At 33.3% G+C, this 17,351-nt stretch carries 19 protein-coding genes; 15 read left to right on the plus strand and 4 right to left on the minus strand.

Going from position 1 to position 17,351, the window contains the following annotated elements:
* The first annotated feature begins 21 nt into the window (after window positions 1–21).
* The 11 genes from ACNQGG_RS10715 to ACNQGG_RS10765 all read left to right on the plus strand — a co-directional run bounded on the left by ACNQGG_RS10715 (window position 22) and on the right by ACNQGG_RS10765 (window position 10,016).
* A complete protein-coding gene (locus ACNQGG_RS10715; protein WP_417963827.1) occupies window positions 22–951 on the plus strand; it encodes a DUF2167 domain-containing protein in 930 nt (309 codons plus the stop codon).
* 279 nt (window positions 952–1,230) lie between these two features.
* The gene (locus ACNQGG_RS10720) at window positions 1,231–1,809 is read left to right on the plus strand and encodes a YceI family protein (RefSeq protein WP_417963829.1); all 579 of its coding nucleotides are present in this window, start codon (window positions 1,231–1,233) and stop codon (window positions 1,807–1,809) included.
* 255 nt (window positions 1,810–2,064) lie between these two features.
* A complete protein-coding gene (locus ACNQGG_RS10725) occupies window positions 2,065–2,493 on the plus strand; it encodes a universal stress protein (RefSeq protein ID WP_417963831.1) in 429 nt (142 codons plus the stop codon).
* A gap of 109 nt (window positions 2,494–2,602) precedes the next feature.
* Window positions 2,603–3,505 carry a DnaJ C-terminal domain-containing protein gene (locus ACNQGG_RS10730; protein ID WP_417963833.1) on the plus strand — a complete coding sequence of 301 codons (903 nt, stop codon included), beginning with the start codon at window positions 2,603–2,605 and terminating at the stop codon, window positions 3,503–3,505.
* Window positions 3,502–3,795: a chaperone modulator CbpM gene (locus ACNQGG_RS10735; RefSeq protein ID WP_417963835.1), complete on the plus strand. Its 294-nt coding sequence runs from the start codon at window positions 3,502–3,504 to the stop codon at window positions 3,793–3,795. Before ACNQGG_RS10730 ends, ACNQGG_RS10735 begins: the two co-directional genes overlap by 4 nt.
* A gap of 382 nt (window positions 3,796–4,177) precedes the next feature.
* On the plus strand, window positions 4,178–4,960 hold the full coding sequence (locus tag ACNQGG_RS10740) for an MlaE family ABC transporter permease (RefSeq protein WP_417963837.1): 783 nt from the start codon (window positions 4,178–4,180) through the stop codon (window positions 4,958–4,960).
* Window positions 4,961–4,966: 6 nt separating this feature from the next.
* The gene (locus ACNQGG_RS10745) at window positions 4,967–5,719 is read left to right on the plus strand and encodes an ABC transporter ATP-binding protein (protein WP_417963839.1); all 753 of its coding nucleotides are present in this window, start codon (window positions 4,967–4,969) and stop codon (window positions 5,717–5,719) included.
* Between the two features lie 8 nt (window positions 5,720–5,727).
* Window positions 5,728–6,705 carry an MlaD family protein gene (locus tag ACNQGG_RS10750; protein WP_417963841.1) on the plus strand — a complete coding sequence of 326 codons (978 nt, stop codon included), beginning with the start codon at window positions 5,728–5,730 and terminating at the stop codon, window positions 6,703–6,705.
* 41 nt (window positions 6,706–6,746) lie between these two features.
* Window positions 6,747–7,364 carry a glycoside hydrolase family 130 protein gene (locus ACNQGG_RS10755; protein WP_417963843.1) on the plus strand — a complete coding sequence of 206 codons (618 nt, stop codon included), beginning with the start codon at window positions 6,747–6,749 and terminating at the stop codon, window positions 7,362–7,364.
* A 65-nt stretch (window positions 7,365–7,429) separates the two neighbouring features.
* Window positions 7,430–7,783, plus strand: a complete 354-nt coding sequence (locus ACNQGG_RS10760; protein WP_417963978.1) for a glycoside hydrolase family 130 protein — start codon at window positions 7,430–7,432, stop codon at window positions 7,781–7,783.
* Between the two features lie 10 nt (window positions 7,784–7,793).
* Complete coding sequence (locus tag ACNQGG_RS10765) at window positions 7,794–10,016, plus strand: glycosyltransferase (RefSeq protein ID WP_417963845.1); 2,223 nt, start codon at window positions 7,794–7,796, stop codon at window positions 10,014–10,016.
* Window positions 10,017–10,269: 253 nt separating this feature from the next.
* On the opposite strand, the gene ACNQGG_RS10770 is transcribed toward ACNQGG_RS10765, so the two are convergent.
* Window positions 10,270–11,394 carry a cysteine desulfurase family protein gene (locus ACNQGG_RS10770; protein ID WP_417963847.1) on the minus strand — a complete coding sequence of 375 codons (1,125 nt, stop codon included), beginning with the start codon at window positions 11,392–11,394 and terminating at the stop codon, window positions 10,270–10,272.
* Window positions 11,395–11,412: 18 nt separating this feature from the next.
* A complete protein-coding gene (locus tag ACNQGG_RS10775; protein ID WP_417963849.1) occupies window positions 11,413–12,333 on the minus strand; it encodes an EamA family transporter in 921 nt (306 codons plus the stop codon).
* Window positions 12,334–12,528: 195 nt separating this feature from the next.
* On the opposite strand from ACNQGG_RS10775, the gene ACNQGG_RS10780 reads away from it, so the two are divergent.
* Window positions 12,529–13,485 (plus strand): hypothetical protein, encoded by a 957-nt coding sequence (locus tag ACNQGG_RS10780; protein WP_417963851.1) that lies wholly within the window; start codon window positions 12,529–12,531, stop codon window positions 13,483–13,485.
* A 128-nt stretch (window positions 13,486–13,613) separates the two neighbouring features.
* Here ACNQGG_RS10780 and ACNQGG_RS10785 read toward each other — a convergent pair whose 3' ends face one another.
* Together ACNQGG_RS10785 and ACNQGG_RS10790 are read right to left on the minus strand one after the other, a co-directional pair.
* Window positions 13,614–14,165 carry a Smr/MutS family protein gene (locus ACNQGG_RS10785; RefSeq protein WP_417963853.1) on the minus strand — a complete coding sequence of 184 codons (552 nt, stop codon included), beginning with the start codon at window positions 14,163–14,165 and terminating at the stop codon, window positions 13,614–13,616.
* Window positions 14,158–14,340 carry a hypothetical protein gene (locus ACNQGG_RS10790; RefSeq protein WP_417963855.1) on the minus strand — a complete coding sequence of 61 codons (183 nt, stop codon included), beginning with the start codon at window positions 14,338–14,340 and terminating at the stop codon, window positions 14,158–14,160. Before ACNQGG_RS10790 ends, ACNQGG_RS10785 begins: the two co-directional genes overlap by 8 nt.
* A gap of 120 nt (window positions 14,341–14,460) precedes the next feature.
* Here ACNQGG_RS10790 and ACNQGG_RS10795 point away from each other — a divergent pair, with 120 nt between their 5' ends.
* The 3 genes from ACNQGG_RS10795 (at window position 14,461) to epsC (ending at window position 17,350) form a co-directional block, all read left to right on the plus strand.
* Window positions 14,461–14,721 carry a DUF2752 domain-containing protein gene (locus ACNQGG_RS10795; RefSeq protein WP_417963857.1) on the plus strand — a complete coding sequence of 87 codons (261 nt, stop codon included), beginning with the start codon at window positions 14,461–14,463 and terminating at the stop codon, window positions 14,719–14,721.
* Between the two features lie 220 nt (window positions 14,722–14,941).
* A complete protein-coding gene (locus ACNQGG_RS10800) occupies window positions 14,942–16,336 on the plus strand; it encodes an ATP-binding protein (protein ID WP_417963859.1) in 1,395 nt (464 codons plus the stop codon).
* A gap of 222 nt (window positions 16,337–16,558) precedes the next feature.
* The gene (gene epsC, locus ACNQGG_RS10805) at window positions 16,559–17,350 is read left to right on the plus strand and encodes a serine O-acetyltransferase EpsC (protein ID WP_417963861.1); all 792 of its coding nucleotides are present in this window, start codon (window positions 16,559–16,561) and stop codon (window positions 17,348–17,350) included.
* Window position 17,351: the final 1 nt, after the last annotated feature.

The following is a 17,351-nucleotide window of genomic DNA, read 5'->3' on the forward strand; positions in this document are numbered from 1 at the left end:
ACAAAACTAACCCAATTAATTATGACAAAAACTACATTGACAATTATGCTGAGCTTATTAACGCTGTGTGTATTTTCCCAAGAACAAAATCAAAAAGTAAGAATTGATTCTATCGAAAAAACTTTCAATTATGAACATGGAATAATTAACTTAAAAAATGGAGTTGGGAAAATTAGCGTTCCAAAAGGGTTTAAATATTTAAATGCAATACAAGCCGAAAGAGTTTTAATAGATTTATGGGGAAATCCAAAAATTGATAATATTACACTTGGACTACTTCTACCTGAAAACCAAGGAATTTTAAGTGAGAATGGCTATGTTTTCAATATACAATATGATGAAATTGGATTTGTCAAAGATGATGATGCTGACGATATTGATTATGATGATTTATTAACTAAAATACAAGAAGAAACAATTGAGGAAAACAAAACTCGCAAAAAAGAAGGTTATGAAACTATCACTATTGTAGGTTGGGCCGCAAAACCATTTTATGATAAAGACCGAAAAATTCTTCATTGGGCCAAAGAAATTAAATTTGGCAACAATCAAATAAATACACTTAATTACAATATAAGAATCTTAGGTAGAAAAGGTGTTGTTGTTTTAAATGCTATCGCTACTGAGAAAGAATTACCGCTTGTGCAAAAAGACATCAGTAAAGTTTTGGATATTGTAAAATTCAATGATGGATATGAATACAAGGACTTCGATTCTTCAATAGACGAAGTTGCGGCTTGGACAATTGGAGGTCTTGTTGCAGGAAAGGTTTTGACAAAAGTTGGATTATTTGCAATTATTGCAAAATTTGGAAAGCTAATAATTCTTGGGCTTTTAGGCTTTTTTGGTGCTTTTAAGACTAAAATAAAAAAATTATTTTCTAAAAATAAAAAAAATGAAACGGAAACAGAATCGATAACAGAGCATCTTGACGAAACATCAACCGAATAAATAAAATACATTTTTTAGTTAAAATTACTGTTCAAAATAGTTTCACTGAATATGATTCCATCATCCGAAAAGTCCTTAATTGGGCTTTTTTTTATTTTATAAACATTTAAAATAAAACAACTTACCTCCTTTCAGCATTAAATAATTGATTAAATTTGATATGCGAAATAGCTAAAATTGTAGTCCGGATTTAGATATCTCTGAATACCAGAAAATAATTGATCAAAGTCCAATTTCAAACTTCTAAAAATCATTATCAAATACTTAAAACAAAAGTCCATGAAAAAAATAACAGTGATTATTGTAACCTTATTTTTCTCTACTTTCCTATTGGCACAAACAACATGGAAAGCAGATCCTATGCATTCAAAACTAACTTTTAGCACCATGCATCATGGCATTTCTGATATTGCCGGATTATTCAAAATATTTGAGATAACCGCTACAGCCAACAAAGCTGATTTTAGTGACGCCTCTTTTGAACTTTCAACTGAAGTAGCCTCAATCAATACCGAAGTGGAAATGCGGGATAATCATTTACGAAGTGCTGAATTCTTTGAAGTGGAAAAATATCCTAAAATGACTTTCAAAAGCTCCTCCATAAAAAAAATTGGAAAAGAAAAAGGGAAATACAAACTAATGGGCAACCTTACACTACACGGAATCACCAAGCCTGTAACCCTGAATATGTGGTATAGAGGAACTATAGTAAATCCGCAATCAAAAGCAATCACGGCAGGTTTTCAGTTTAGTGGCATTCTAAAACGATCCGATTTTGATATTGGTCCAAAATTTCCTGCACCGATGATTAGTAATGAAGTAAAAATTAAAGTTGACAGTGAATTCATCAAGCAATAATTTTTTTATAGTGAATTGTAAAAAACTTGTCAATAGCATCCGTTACTAATTATAAAACCATTTTCTTTTCTTAAACATCCCTGAAGTCGGTAATCATTTCATTGCTAATTCGCTCATAATAAACACCTAATTCTTATTTTAACAACAAAAAATTGATTAAATTTGATAGTACAAATAATCTATTGGTTGGATGTTTTTTTGTAATTCTGGATGTTTAGATTAAAGTAAAAAACTAATCAGGATGATATGGATAACATGAAAAAAATAGTAATCGCAGTTGACAATGACCCCACTTCAGAAAAAATTGCTTTAAAGGGTTTTCAACTTGGCCTTCAACTACATGCTGAAATTGCATTACTAAGCGTTGTTGACTTGACAATGCTTGCAACTGAAGGCGCTGTGACTCCTATGGAATTTACTGATATTACCATAAACGACTACAAAAAAAATCTGCAAATGCTTGTTGACACTGTATTTAAGGATTCTAAAGTTACGACTTTTGTAGAAGAAGGAATTCCTTATGAAGTAATTTTAAGAGTTGCCAAAGAATGGGATGCTGATATGATTGTTTTAGGCACACATGGCAGAACCGGATTTTCACATTTAATTATGGGCAGTGTTGCTGAAAAAGTAATCCGGCATTCAGAAATATCCCTATTCATAATACCTAACAAGTCCCGATAGAAAAACTTCTTTCTATCAGAACGCATAAGGAAGAAACAATTCGTAGATAACTGTAAAAACTGTTAGTTACCCATTTGATAATTCAAAATAATTATAAAAATAATATAGGATGGCATTTATAGACTATTACAAAATCCTAGAAGTGGATAAAAAAGCAACGGAAGCCGATATTAAAAAGGCATATCGAAAAATGGCCCGAAAATACCATCCCGACTTAAATCCAAACGATAAAGAAGCTGAAAGAAAATTCAAAGAAATCAATGAGGCCAACGAAGTTTTGAGCCATGCTGAAAATCGTAAAAAATATGATGAATACGGTGAAAACTGGCAACATGCTGAGCAATATGAACAAGCAAAACAGCAAGGGAACTATTCGAGAGCCGGACAACAAGATGGTTTTGGAGGATTTAGTGGTGGTGGCGATTTTTCAGATTTTTTTGAATCTATGTTTGGCGGTCGTGCATCAGGAGGTGGCGGTCGTGGTCGTAGTGCCCAATTTAAAGGACAAGATTTCAGTACTGAATTGCATCTGGACCTAAAAGAGGTTTATACCACCCACAAACGAACCTTAACAATCAATGGCAAAAACATTCGAATCACTATTCCTGCCGGAGTTGAGAATGGACAACAAATAAAAATCAGCGGACTTGGAGGAGAAGGTGCCGGTGGTGGGCCAAAAGGAGATTTGTATATCACTTTCACAGTTGAAAACCACACTAATTTTAAGTTGGATAAACACAATTTACATTCCACAGTAGATCTAGATTTATACACCTCCATATTAGGTGGAGAAATCACCGCAGATACATTTGACGGTAAAGTAAAACTTACGGTAAAACCAGGAACCCAAAACGGAACTAAAGTAAAACTGAAAGGAAAAGGATTTCCTATTTATAAAAAAGAAGGCGAATTTGGTGACTTATACTTTACGTATCAAATACAAATCCCTACAAATCTTACTGAAAAAGAAAAAGAATTATTTACGGAACTTGCTAAGTTAAGAACGTCATGAACACAGAAAACCTCATCCCCTTACCTACACTAAGCATCCATTACAAAGTGGAAATGGCATTCTTTAATAATCTCAGTGAAATGGGTTTAATCGAAATAAAAACAATCGAAAAAACACAATACATTCATCCTGACGCCATCTTTGAAATTGAAAAAATAATTCGGATGCATCAGGAATTAGACGTTAATATCGAAGGAATTGATGTTGTGTTCAATCTTTTACAAAAAATAGAAGATTTGCAAAATGAATTAATCACTATTAAAAACAGATTGCGGTTGTACGAAAGTTGATTTTTATAAACATATAATTATCTTAAAATAATATTTTGCTTTTAAATACAGCGTCATTGATGTAATTTTTAATTTTTTAAACGACATCATTTCAAGACAGATCTAAATAATAAGAATATTTCTAAAATCACCTTTTTTGGAATTTAGTACTATTCACTCATGCCTCATTTTTCAAATCCCCATATATTTCTGTTCCTAAAATTCCAATTATAAAAGAACCACTTGATAAATTGGCTAAATTTTACCTTACTTTTTTTAAAATCTATTTTTCCAGACAAAACCATCAAAAAAACAGACGAACAATACCAAAAAGCACTGTAAATCAGTGAAATAATCGTATATTTGGATAGCCATTTTCTATTGAAAATTAATTCATTCGCTTATGGATAATTTTTCTAAAATAATCGAAATATTCAAAGGTCTTTTACTTGAAATTGGTGAACTCTCTTATTTTGCCGGTCGTTTTTTTAAAGAAGTTTTTAAGCACCCTTCAGAATTCAAGGAGTTTATTCGCCAATGCTATTATATGGGAAACCGTTCCCTACTTCTTGTTGCCGTTACGGGATTCATCATCGGTCTGGTTTTTACATTGCAATCACGTCCTACATTACAAGAGTTTGGTGCCGTCTCCTGGATGCCATCTATGGTAAGTATTTCGCTTATTAGAGAAATTGGGCCTATAATTACCGCTTTGATTTGTGCGGGACGTATCGGTTCCGGTATTGGTGCCGAATTAGGCTCGATGAGGGTTACGGAACAAATTGATGCTATGGAAGTTTCAGGAACGAATCCTTTTAAATATTTAGTGGTTACTCGCATATTAGCAACCACTTTTATGCTTCCTATTTTGGTTTTTTTTGGAGATGCAATCGCAATTTTTGGTTCCTTTTTGGTGGAAAACATCAAAGGAAATGTGTCTTTTTTATTGTATTACAATCAGGTTTTTGATGCGTTAGAATTTGGTGATTTAATCCCTGCAACGATTAAAACTTTCTTTTTTGGATTTGCCATAGGATTAGTGGGCTGTTTTAAGGGGTACTATTGTAAAAAAGGAACTGCTGGTGTGGGCTTAGCTGCAAACTCTGCAGTGGTTTTTACCTCCATGTTACTTTTTATTATTGACTTTATTGCTGTTTTTGTGACTGATATTTTTTATGATCTATAACTGATTATGAGTACGACAATACAAAATAAAAACCCTATTATAGAAATCAAAGACTTACAAAAAAGCTATGGTGATAATCATGTTTTGGATGGTTTTCATATGGTTTTGTACGAGGGTGAAAATCTGGTTATCATGGGTAAATCCGGTTCTGGGAAATCAGTAATGATAAAATGCTTAATTGGACTAGAAGAGCATGACAGCGGCTCTATTGTAGTGATGGGAAAAGAGATTAGTGAACTAGATCATGAGGAATTAGATGAACTTCGAACAGAAGTTGGCTTTCTTTTTCAAGGAAGTGCACTTTATGATTCCATGACAGTTAGGGAAAATCTGGAATTTCCATTGCGCCGTCACAAAAAAAAATTTGGTAAAATAAAAGATACCACACCATTAGTGATGGAGGCTTTGGAAAACGTAGGTTTAGCTCATACTATTAATTTAATGCCTGAAGAACTTTCGGGAGGAATGAAACGAAGAATTGCCTTGGCACGAACTTTAATTCTCCAACCTAAAATTATTCTTTATGACGAACCAACTACTGGGTTAGACCCTATAACTGCCAAAGAAATTTTGTTGTTAATGATGTCTATCCAAAAAAAATACAACACTTCGGCAATTATCATCACACATGATGTGGATTGCGCTCGAATGATTTCGAACAGGATGATTTTATTGGTCGATGGCATCAATTATATCGAAGGCACTTTTAAAGAGTTATCGACCTCAACTGATCCTAAAGTACAAGCTTTTTTTAAATAAGAATAAAAATGGAAAAAACGACATCACAAAAAATACGCCTTGGGATTTTTGTAATAATCGGGTTAATATTTTTTATACTAGCCGTTTATTTCATTGGTGACAAGCAACAAATGTTTGGAAAAACTTACCGTTTAAAAGCTGTTTTCAATAACGTAAACGGCCTGCAAATAGGCAATAATGTACGCTATTCAGGGATAAACGTAGGAACCGTTAAAGGAATTGAAATGAATCATGATACTATCATTCGCGTGGATATGCTAATCGACAAAGCTATTTTTCCCCATATCAAAAAAGATGCAGTTGCTATTATAGGCTCTGATGGTCTGGTAGGAAATATGATTATAAACATACTGCCGGGAAAAGGCAAATTTCCGCCCGTTAACCCGGGAGATGAGATTAAATCCTTAAATCGCATTCGTACGGATGACATGCTTAATACGCTTGGGGTGACCAGTAAAAACGCAGCACTTCTTACGGCTGATTTACTTAAAATAACAAAAGAAATCAATGAGGGAAAAGGAGCTGTGGGGTTATTGATTAAAGATTCTATTTTATCAAAAGACCTGAGAGAAACCATGCATTATTTAAAAATCACAGGAAAAGGAACCTCGGAATCCGTTGCAAGATTAAACGGAATCATTTATTCATTGGATAATAAAGACAATGTGATAGGTGTTTTGAAAGATACGGCTGTAGCCAATAATATTAAAACAATAGTCCATAATTTAGATCAATCAAGCACTAAAATTGATGAAGTGGTAACTAATCTCAATTCGACAATTGGAAATATTAAAAACGGAAAAGGAGCCATAAACTACCTTTCAAATGACCCTAAATTAGTACAAAAAATAGATTCTACAATGATTAATATTAACCAGGCAAGTTCCCGTCTAAATGAAAACATGGAAGCTTTAAAACACAATTTCCTATTTCGTGGTTATTTTAAAAAACAGGCAAAAGCAAAATTGAAAGAGCAGAAAAAATAGATTGATGAGATTAACATTGAATTAGAAAACAAAATCAAATCATGGTTACAATAGAAAAACTTGGAATAATTCTAAGTCCCACTGAAAATGAATTTGAAAACAACGGCGTATTTAATCCTGGAATTTACCAGGAAGGCAATATAATCCATATTTTATACAGAGCAGTGCAACATGGAAATTACTCAACAATTGGTTATGCCAAAATGGAGGGTCCCCTAAAAGTAACAGAAAGAAAACAGCAACCATTAATTAGCCGTGATTTCGATTACGAGAAACATGGTATGGAAGATGCCAGAATTGTAAAAATTGAAGATACCTATTATATAACCTATACTGCTTATGATGGAATTAATGCAATGGCTGCACTCGCGACTTCAAAAGATCTAATTCATTTTGAGAAACACGGAATAATAACTCCACGCATAAATTACCATGAGTATGAAAATTTTGTAGCTTGTTGCAATCAAGACAACCTGAATCCTAAATACCATCAATACTACAACTTATTCGCACAAATAGGATTGGCTGATGATAAGTTTCGATTGCTTCGAGATAAAGACGTGGTATTGTTTCCAAGAAAAATTAACGGAAAGTTTGTTTTATTGCACCCATTTGGCCGGGAATTCAAATTGTACAATTTGATGATTGGAAAGAATTAACGAAATCCTTTTGGGAAGAGTATCTAAAAAATATTGTCAAACATATTGTACTTGACCCCAAAGATATTTTTGAAGTGGACTACATAGGAGCAGGAGCCCCTCCTATTGAAACTGAGTTTGGCTGGTTAATAATATATCATGGTGTTCAGGAAGCAATAACAGGAAAAATATATCACGCCAAAGCTGCTTTATTGCAATTAGACAAACCAGAAATCGAAATATCAAGATTGCCTTACCCCCTCTTCTCTCCCACTAAACAATGGGAAATAAAAGGCGAAGTTAATAATGTTGTATTCCCGACAGGTTATTCCCTGTTTGGTGATGACCTGTACATTTATTATGGAGCAGCTGATAAACATATAGCTGTTGCAAAAATGAGTCTGAAAGAATTACTTCTTGAATTAAGAAAGCAACCTTAAAACAAGTGCCATGAAATTTGAAAAAGGAATAAAAATGCTGATTGTAAGTTCTTATCCGCCCAGAGAATGCGGAATAGCTACTTTTTCAAATGACATTGTCAATGCAGTAAAAACTGTTTTTGGGGATACACTTCCCATAGAAGTATGTGCTTTGCAAAATAGTGAGCAACAATTTAAGTATAATGATGAAGTAACATATGTTTTACCTGTTAATTCTTTAGATGATTATAGGCTCGTTGCCGAGAAAATAAATGAACGAAATGATATTGGATTGGTTTGCATACAACATGAGTTTGGCCTTTTTTGCGGAGAATATGGCGAATATATTCTCTCTTTAATCTTGGCGTTAAACAAACCAATTGTCACCGTTTTCCATACTGTGCTCCCAAATCCAGATGAAAAAAGAAAGAAAATAGTTCGTGCTATAGCCGATTTATCAGATCGCATCATTGTACTTACCAAAAAATCTAAGGCTATTTTGACCAATGATTATGATGTTCATGAGACAAAAACAATAGTAATTCCTCATGGCAATCATAGTGTACTCTGGGAACAAAAGGAAAATTTAAAAACCAAATATAATTTCGCTGATAAAATAGTAATGTCCACATTTGGTTTAATCAGTAAAAACAAAGGCATCGAAACCGTATTACGCGCTTTACCTGAAATTGTCAAGAGACATTCCGAAGTCATTTATTTAGTGATTGGCAAAACGCATCCTGAAATAATTTGTTGCGAAGGAGAAAAATATCGGGATAGCCTTATTGATATTGTCCATGAACTCGGTCTAGAAAGCAATGTTATTTTTATCAATGAATATCTTGATTTATGCCAACTCCTTGAATATCTAACAGTTTCTGACATTTATTTATTTTCTTCTAAAGATCCTAATCAGGCCGTAAGTGGTACTTTTGCTTATGCCATGAGCTGTGGTTGTGCCGTCATTTCCAATCCTATTCCACATGCAGTTGAATCGCTTGTAGATGGTAACGGAATACTATTGAATGAATTTGATAAACCGGAAGAATTTAAAAAAGCAATTCTATACCTCATCGAAAATAAAGAAGAACGGATTATCATGGGTAAAAATGCATTTTCATTGGCGCATGCCACAACATGGGAAAATATTGCTATTCAATATCGCTTATTATTTGACCTGCTAACGAATCGGGAAGAAGATTTAAAATTTAATTTTCCCCCAATAAAATTAGATCATATTGAGAAACTCACCACTGATTTTGGAATTCTTCAATTTTCAAAATTCAGCCAGCCAGATCCTGAATCAGGTTATACATTAGACGATAATGCCCGAGCATTAATCAATATGGTATTATACAACAAAGCATTCCCAAATAAACATGTCTTGAAACTTGCAACAACCTATTTAAATTTTGTAGAAGGCATTCAGCAAAACAATGGTTGGTTTGATAATTACAAAGATTTTGAAAATCAATTAACAAAACAAAACGGAGAAGTAAATCTTGACGATGCAAACGGTAGGGCGTTATGGAGCCTAGGAACTGTAATTGCCCATAGGGATTCCTTACCTTTAGACATGATTTGTCAGGCTGTAAAATGCTGGGATAAAGCCATAAAAAGAATTGACGACATTAAATCCCCACGAGCCATCGCTTATGCGCTTAAGGGACTTTATTTCTATTATACTTTTTACAAAGACGAGGAAGTAAAGTCCTATATTGAGAAGCTTGCCAATGAACTTTTACGTCATTATAACATCAATTCAGCAGAAAATTGGTGTTGGTATGAAGATTATATGACTTATGCGAATAACGTTTTGCCGGAAGCCATGATGTACAGTTATTTAGTTACTGGAAAACCGAAATATAAAAAAATTGCGGCCATCACATTTGATTTTCTCCTTTCTCAATATTTCATGAAAGGACAGTTAAAAGTAATCTCAAACAGAGGTTGGTTCAAAAAAGAAAATGAAAGAGTTTTCTATGGAGAGCAGCCTATCGAAGTATCCACTACAATTATTGCCTTAGATTTATTTTATGAGGTTACCAAAAACAAAAAGTACAAAGACCAATTAAAACTCGCTTTTATCTGGTTTTTAGGAAATAATCATCTGAAACAAATCATGTATAATCCTGAAAATGGTGCTTCCTATGATGGATTGGAGGACAAACACATCAACATCAATCAAGGTGCGGAGTCTACCTTATGTTATTTCAAAGCGAGATTAATTATGGAAAAATATTCTGAAAATTAACGAATTTGATTCAGGAATTTCTATTTTAAAACCAGCAATAGCATATTAATTTGGGCGTGCCCCTGCAGATTGCTTCGTCGTTCCTCCTAGCAACTTCGGGTCGTGCTGTACGTTCCCGCTTTTTTATAGAGGCAAAAAAGCCTCTATAAAAAGAGCTCCTCTACCATCACTCACGCAAAAAAGCGGTTATCTATAACATTAAGCCTTTCAAATAAACCAATTCAGCAAGTATCTAAATATTTATAAGTACTTTTTAAATACTTTTCAATGCTTCAATTAGCAAATCAATATCTTCTTTTGAGTTATAATGACTTAAAGAAATGCGTAAACTTGGTTTTTTCAAATCTTCATTCGAAAGCATTTCCGCTAATACATGTGAGGGTTTTATACTTCCGCTTTGGCAGGCGCTTCCGCGGGAAACTGCAATTCCTTTCATGTCCAAATGAAATAAAATCATAGCTGTTTTATCTTCTGAAAAAGGCAATAAAACATTCAATATATTATAAAACCCATCGACACTTCCATTGATTACAAAAGCTGGAAATTCAATTTCAAGTTGCGTAATCAAATAGTTTTTCAATTCAGAAATATGATTCCTTTCTGTTTCTAAATTAGCATAGGAAAGCTCCAGTGCTTTTGCCATTCCCGCAATTTGGTGCAAAGCTTCCGTTCCTGCCCGCAATCCTTTTTCTTGTTCGCCACCAAAAAACAAGGGTTGTAAACCGGAATTTTTTCGAATAAAAGCAAACCCAATACCTTTAGGACCGTGAAATTTATGAGCGCTTGCTACTATAAAATTAATAGGTAGCGTTTGTAAATCAATCGCTATTTTTCCAACGGACTGCACGGTATCCGAATGAAACAGTGCACTATTTTCTTGACAAATAATACCTATTCTATTTAAGTCTAAAACGGTTCCAGTTTCATTATTCACATGCATCAAGCTTACTAACGTTTTCTTTTCCTGAGAAAGCAGTTCTACTAAATCAGTGATATCAATTTCGCCATTTGGTTTAACAGCCACATAATCAACCTGAATACCGTATTCGCTTTGTAAAACTAAAATTGCATATAAAACGGCGTGATGCTCGATTTTACTGGTAATGATTCGCTCTACTTTTAGGTCTTTAACGGCAGAACGAAGAATCCAATTATTGGCTTCGGTACCACAGGAAGTGAAGATTATTTCTTGTGCAGTACCATTCAACTGTTTTGCAATTGATTTTCTGGAAAGCTCCAAAATACTTTTGGCATTACGGCCAAAACTATGCGTTGACGATGGATTTCCATAATCTTCGGTCATAACTTTGGTCATTTCTTGAATAACTTCCGGACGAATTGCTGTTGTAGAAGCGTTATCGAGATATACTTTTTTCATTTTTTGACATTATAAAAATTATTTTGAAACCTCCAGTTCTGATGGTGTGGCTTTCAATTTTCTGGAAAAAATCAATTTTTCATTAAAAACAACTATCGAAACCAAAATCAAAAAATAGGAAAACAATTGAAGAGTAGTTACCTGTTCGTGGTAATAAAATATGGCCAATAAAAATCCAATTATTGGATTTATATAGATCATAATCCCTACTGCTGATGAATTAATTCCTTTTAGTGCATACAAATTTAAAAATAGAGGAATAATCGTAAAAAAGACTACAATTACAAGTAAACAACTATAAAACAATGATTCTGTGGGCAAAGTTCCACTATAATTCGGATAAAAAGGCAAGAGAATTAGAGCCGTAAAAACCAATTGAATAGTCAAAACAAGGAATTTATCCAATTCACTATTTTTTCGTTGGCTCACTAAATACATCGCATAAGTTGCTGCAGTAATAAGGCTGTAAAAAATATCCTCAAAATGATTGAAAGACAATAAAACACAACTAAAAGCACTTATCATGACTGCGAACCATTGCCATTTGCTCAGCTTTTCTTTCAATATAAAAAAAGCCAATATCGTGGTTAAAATGGGACATATTAAATAGGCTAACGAAGCTGCTTTCACACTAACATGATTCATCACGTAAATAAAAACAAACCAGTTTGAAGATAAAAATACCCCACCTCCCAGTGTCAACACAATAACACTTCGCTTCTGTTTACCAGTCATACTTTTAAACTGATTCCAATTCTTTATTAAAACTTTTCTTCGAAACGAAAGATTAATCAATAACATGGTAACGACACTAAAAAAAACGCGGTAAAATAAAATATCCAAAGACGGGTAATTATGCAACGGTTTTAATGCTAAACTAAAAAATCCCCACACAAAAAAGGCAGAAAATGCAGCTAAATAATATTTGTTAAGTCTCATATTTACTATAAAATTGAAACAAAGGTAATGATTTCTATTCGCTTTGAATTGTCGCAATCTTCCATTTTTAATAAAGCTTCAATAACCATTATTAGAAATTTAAAAGCCTAATATGCTGTTAAATTCCATGTTTTTGAATAGGAATGTAATTGGAACAAATTAAAAATTCTATTTTTGTTTCAAATAGTATAAAAAATGAAAAGAGTTGTAAGTTTATTAGCCTTAGTAATGGCCCTAAATAGTTGTGATGACGGTAATTTAACCCAAGAAGACATTAATTTTGAAGATCTTACTACACAAAGCTGCGCTATCAATAATATCCTCTATAAACTGAAAGACAAGGAATCATTACTTCTGGAAATTCCTCAAACATCCTTTACAAATGAGCCCAGTACAGTTGGCGTACCAACCATATTAAACATTAGTAGCGTCAATAGAGTAGTGTATCGCTTTTATAGCGGGACAGTAACAACAGCAAACATTTGCGAAACTATTCCACCGGCAACTCCTATTGTAACGGATCAATGGACGGCCACTGATGGTAAAATACAAATATTTACTACAGCAGTAAAAACTACAAATGCTACGGATAACAGTACCCGAATTACGGGCTATAATCACAATATCGTTTTCAAGAATGTTACTTTTGCAAAAAGTAGCGGTACTCAGGTTTATGAAACATTTCCTTTTGGAGACTATGTTACAACAGCAACTGCATTGCCATTTCAGTTTGATCAAACTGTAGAACAATGCAGCACTTCGAAACAAATTTATAATTATACCAGTAGCGAAGCACTGATATTAGACATAGATCCTACTCTAATAGTCAGCTCAGCCACACCTCTAAATACGCCAAGAACCGGACTTATAGGTGCCACAGTTAACAAACTTACCTATCGATTATTTTCAGGTTTACTTACTTCAAGCTATTTCTGTGTAACTCCAGTTCCTACAACTCCAGTTGTAAGCGAAGAGTGGATTGCAGCCTCAGGAGTGTCAAATGTAAGCGGAATTATTGAAGTAACCACCACCACTTTGGGTGCGGGATTTAAACATGTCATCGTGCTTAAAAATGTTACAATGAAGAAAGGAACTAACGATTTCAAGCTTGGAGACAGCTTCATCTATGGAGAACTTTTAACTACAAATTAAACGCAATTACAAGCCTGAAACAGGGCTTCTTTTTACCTTTCAAAAAGCGTCGATTCTCAAGATAATTTTCAACTGAAAATAGCTTAGAATCGACGCTTTTTTATGCTTAAAAAAATCTAAAACAGGAATTATTTAGTGCTTTGTTTTATAAAAACTTCAGTTGCACCTTGACCGTATTTTTGATAATTCCCTTCTTGAAAAGCAATATTTTCATACCGTCCTAATAAAAAATCCAGCTCTGCTTTTAGGATTCCTTCGCCCACACCATGAATAAAAACAATCTTTGGAATCCGATTGCGAATGGCAAATTCTATGTGCCTTTTTGCGGTATCGGTTTGCAAGGTCAGAATATCATAATTAGACATTCCACGTTTATTGGGAACTAATTTTTCGATGTGTAAATCAAACTCCGGAGCTGAAATTTCATGTTTGTCTTTTCGTTCTTTGACAAAACTACGTGGTTTTGGGATCTCTTTCTCCTTTGAAATTTCATCTACATTAATTCTTCTGATAGAATCCATTAAATTACTGGTATTGTTTACCTTAATTAATTCATTGACAAAAAATGTCATCACAAAACCATCTTCTGTTTCTATCGTAACCTGACTCTCTTTGACGGACAACACTACTCCGTTCATGGCTTCATCAAGCACTGAAACTTTATCTCCTTTATTAAACATTTTCGTTTTCTTTATCTTGATTTTTACTCGGCGTTTTAGCACTCAATTGCATCATTCCAAACATGAAAACAACAATTGCCACTACTATTACATATACATTTTTCTCTGCATTTACTTGCTCGTACAAAGCTACAATGATTGCAATAATCATTATGGGAATTAAAAAATTTTTCATCTCTTTAGGTATCAGTTTCCAAAAGTAATGAATTTAAAATTGCATCAATTTATTATCTCAATCGTTTCTTATTTTTTCGTAAAATTGTAAAAACAAAAACCATTGGATTTAGAAAAATACATGCTCCCCTGTTTAAGTAAAACGCTCTTTGGAATGGAGTGTTTGGGTTGCGGTTTTCAGAGAGGTTTTTTGCTTCTTTTACAAGGCAATTTTGAAGCAGCTTTTAAGATGTATCCAGCCATTTATACAACGGTATTATTCCTGGCAATTGTTGGCTTGAATTTTATTGACAAACGAAATAATTATCAAAGACACATTATTGGAATGGCAATCATCAATGGATTATTTATGATTGCTGGTTATATTTACAAACACTATTAAGCAATGATTATTTTTCTAAATTAGAGATAACGAATCAAAAAAATCGGTTTTAGATTCTTTAAAAAAAGATTCCATAAATTAAAAATTTTTAAATTCTCTCCAAGTCATAAAAATCATTATTTTTGAGATATGACTACTCCAATTTATTTTGCTATAAATTACTTTGAAGTTATCTATCAAAAACAAAAATGTACTCGCCTCTATTTTGATTTCAGCCTTTATGAAAAAAATCAACCTCAAAAAAATACCACTCCAAAAAACTGTCTTTTTTATAATTCTCCTTTTAGGCATCATTTATCTTTATTTTACCTGGATGCGTTTTAAAGACAACAGGACTGAAAGTGTATTGCAAATTGCAAAATCAATTGAAGTTTCCTTACCAAAAGAAGCTATAAAAGCACTTGAAATAAAACCATCCGATAGTGACAAACCCGAGTATATTGCTTTAAAAAACAGCCTGAAATCAATAGTCAGTGTGAATCCCAAAGCAAGTTTTGCCTATTTATACACCCAAAAAAATGGTAAAATATACTTCATGGTCGATTCAGAACCTGAAAATTCTGAAGATTATTCTCCTCCCGGACAAGAATATACAGAAGCGGACGGACCTACTTTTAAAGCCATCAATGACGGGAATGATATAATCACAGAACCTTCTACTGACAGATGGGGAACTTGGGTTAGTGCTTATATACCCATAAAGGATGAAGCTACCGGTAAAACTATTGCCGTATATGGAATGGATTTTGATGCGAAATCATGGGATAACGCTTTACTATATGAAGTAATAGAATCTGGTCTGTTAGTCCTGCTATTTCTAATAATTGCCTTATTTTTATTTAAAATAATGGACAAGAATAAAATCCTTAACTATGATATTATTAATCGAAAATTAGAGGAAAATAAATTACATGCTGCATTATCAATCCTTAAAAAGAAAAATGACGAACTAGATCAGTTTGCTTACATCGTTTCTCATGACCTGAAGGCTCCATTAAGGGCAATCTACAGTCTTTCGGAATGGATTATTGAAGATTTAAATGATGTTTCTGACGAGACAAATTCAAAATTCAAATTATTACAGGGTAGAATTCTAAGAATGGAAAACTTAATTAATGGCATTCTGGAATATTCCCGCATTGGAACAATGAATATTGAACTCGAAAAGGTCGATTTACATAAAATGTTGGAAGAAATAATTGAAACTATTGTGCCCAATGAAGGATATGAAATAAGTGTTGACAACAATTTTCCAATTATTAGTACCGAAAAAATATTAATGCATCAGGTTTTCAGCAACTTGATAGGCAATGCGGTGAAATATAACGACAAGCCTATTGGAAAAATCGAATGTACTTATACTTCATTACTTGATTTTCATCAATTTACCATAAAAGACAATGGCCCTGGAATACCTAAAAAATACCAAGAAAAGGTATTTGGTGTTTTTCAAACCATTTTAGCCCGAGATATTAAAGAAAGTACTGGTATAGGTTTGTCTATTGTAAAAAAAATCATCGAAGAAAAATCGGGAAGTATTCATATTGAATCTGACGGAAAGAATGGCAGCAGTTTTATTTTTACCATTCCTAAAAACCAAAAAAAAATACTTTAATAAATTTCATCCTTTTACAGACGATTAGAACTACAATTAGAGTAACCCCAAATACCTTTCTGTTTTTGTTATATTTTTTTATAATTTATTCAAAAATGTTACCAATCAAAAAAAATATTCCATTCTCATCCAATCTGCCAATTTCTTTGCTTTATTGTTGCTACTGTTTCTAAAAAACGCCTTACTTTTATCCTTTTAAATTAACAATTCAATCCTATAATCGTGACAAAAGATCTGATTATCAAAAATATTAGCGCTCTAAAAAGCCATTTTTCCATCAACTACGGAATCAAGACAAAAACGGAAGCCTTTACTGAGAAACTATTCTATACGCTATTTGATGCCAATGCTCCTTTGAATGAAAGTATCGATGAGCTGGAATTACTATTCAAAGAAATCTCAGCAATTGCCTGTAAAAAACCGCATGCGTTGTGCGACTCTATTTGGGACAAATATCTTGAAACCTTACCTTCAGTACTTGAAAAACTGAATCAGGACGCAGCATACATTTTAGAAAATGACCCTGCTTCAAACAGTATTGAAGAAGTTTATCTGGCTTACCCCGGATTTTACGCAATTGCCATTTATAGATTAAGCCATGAATTGTATTTATTGGACTTATTACTTTTCTCCAGATTGATGAGCGAATATGCGCATCGCATTACGGGTACAGACATTCACGCAGGTGCAACTATTGCGTCGCCTTTCTTTATAGATCATGCGACTGGAATTGTAATTGGAGAAACGACTGTGATTGAAAAACACGTAAAAATTTACCAAGGAGTAACTTTAGGAGCATTAAGTGTAAGCAAAGACATGAAAAATGCAAAAAGACATCCTACCGTGGAAAAAAATGTTTGCATCTATGCTAATGCGACTATTCTAGGCGGAGAAACCGTCATTGGTAAAAACAGTATTATTGGAGGAAATGCTTGGGTTACCAAATCTATTCCTGAAAAATCTATTGTACTTAATACTACAACTACAGAAGTAAAAATAAAAGAAATAAATTAGC

The sequence above is a fragment of the Flavobacterium esculini genome, assembly GCF_048284325.1.
GTDB lineage: Bacteria > Bacteroidota > Bacteroidia > Flavobacteriales > Flavobacteriaceae > Flavobacterium.

What these genes read in the sequence shown, in the direction of transcription:
- ACNQGG_RS10715 (WP_417963827.1), top strand. Translation starts at nt 22, where the DNA reads ATGACAAAAACTACATTGACAATTATGCTGAGCTTATTAACGCTGTGT.
- ACNQGG_RS10720 (WP_417963829.1), top strand. Translation starts at nt 1,231, where the DNA reads ATGAAAAAAATAACAGTGATTATTGTAACCTTATTTTTCTCTACTTTC.
- ACNQGG_RS10725 (WP_417963831.1), top strand. Translation starts at nt 2,065, where the DNA reads ATGAAAAAAATAGTAATCGCAGTTGACAATGACCCCACTTCAGAAAAA.
- ACNQGG_RS10730 (WP_417963833.1), top strand. Translation starts at nt 2,603, where the DNA reads ATGGCATTTATAGACTATTACAAAATCCTAGAAGTGGATAAAAAAGCA.
- ACNQGG_RS10735 (WP_417963835.1), top strand. Translation starts at nt 3,502, where the DNA reads ATGAACACAGAAAACCTCATCCCCTTACCTACACTAAGCATCCATTAC.
- ACNQGG_RS10740 (WP_417963837.1), top strand. Translation starts at nt 4,178, where the DNA reads ATGGATAATTTTTCTAAAATAATCGAAATATTCAAAGGTCTTTTACTT.
- ACNQGG_RS10745 (WP_417963839.1), top strand. Translation starts at nt 4,967, where the DNA reads ATGAGTACGACAATACAAAATAAAAACCCTATTATAGAAATCAAAGAC.
- ACNQGG_RS10750 (WP_417963841.1), top strand. Translation starts at nt 5,728, where the DNA reads ATGGAAAAAACGACATCACAAAAAATACGCCTTGGGATTTTTGTAATA.
- ACNQGG_RS10755 (WP_417963843.1), top strand. Translation starts at nt 6,747, where the DNA reads ATGGTTACAATAGAAAAACTTGGAATAATTCTAAGTCCCACTGAAAAT.
- ACNQGG_RS10765 (WP_417963845.1), top strand. Translation starts at nt 7,794, where the DNA reads ATGAAATTTGAAAAAGGAATAAAAATGCTGATTGTAAGTTCTTATCCG.
- ACNQGG_RS10770 (WP_417963847.1), bottom strand. Translation starts at nt 11,394, where the DNA reads ATGAAAAAAGTATATCTCGATAACGCTTCTACAACAGCAATTCGTCCG.
- ACNQGG_RS10775 (WP_417963849.1), bottom strand. Translation starts at nt 12,333, where the DNA reads ATGAGACTTAACAAATATTATTTAGCTGCATTTTCTGCCTTTTTTGTG.
- ACNQGG_RS10780 (WP_417963851.1), top strand. Translation starts at nt 12,529, where the DNA reads ATGAAAAGAGTTGTAAGTTTATTAGCCTTAGTAATGGCCCTAAATAGT.
- ACNQGG_RS10785 (WP_417963853.1), bottom strand. Translation starts at nt 14,165, where the DNA reads ATGTTTAATAAAGGAGATAAAGTTTCAGTGCTTGATGAAGCCATGAAC.
- ACNQGG_RS10790 (WP_417963855.1), bottom strand. Translation starts at nt 14,340, where the DNA reads ATGAAAAATTTTTTAATTCCCATAATGATTATTGCAATCATTGTAGCT.
- ACNQGG_RS10795 (WP_417963857.1), top strand. Translation starts at nt 14,461, where the DNA reads ATGCTCCCCTGTTTAAGTAAAACGCTCTTTGGAATGGAGTGTTTGGGT.
- ACNQGG_RS10800 (WP_417963859.1), top strand. Translation starts at nt 14,942, where the DNA reads ATGAAAAAAATCAACCTCAAAAAAATACCACTCCAAAAAACTGTCTTT.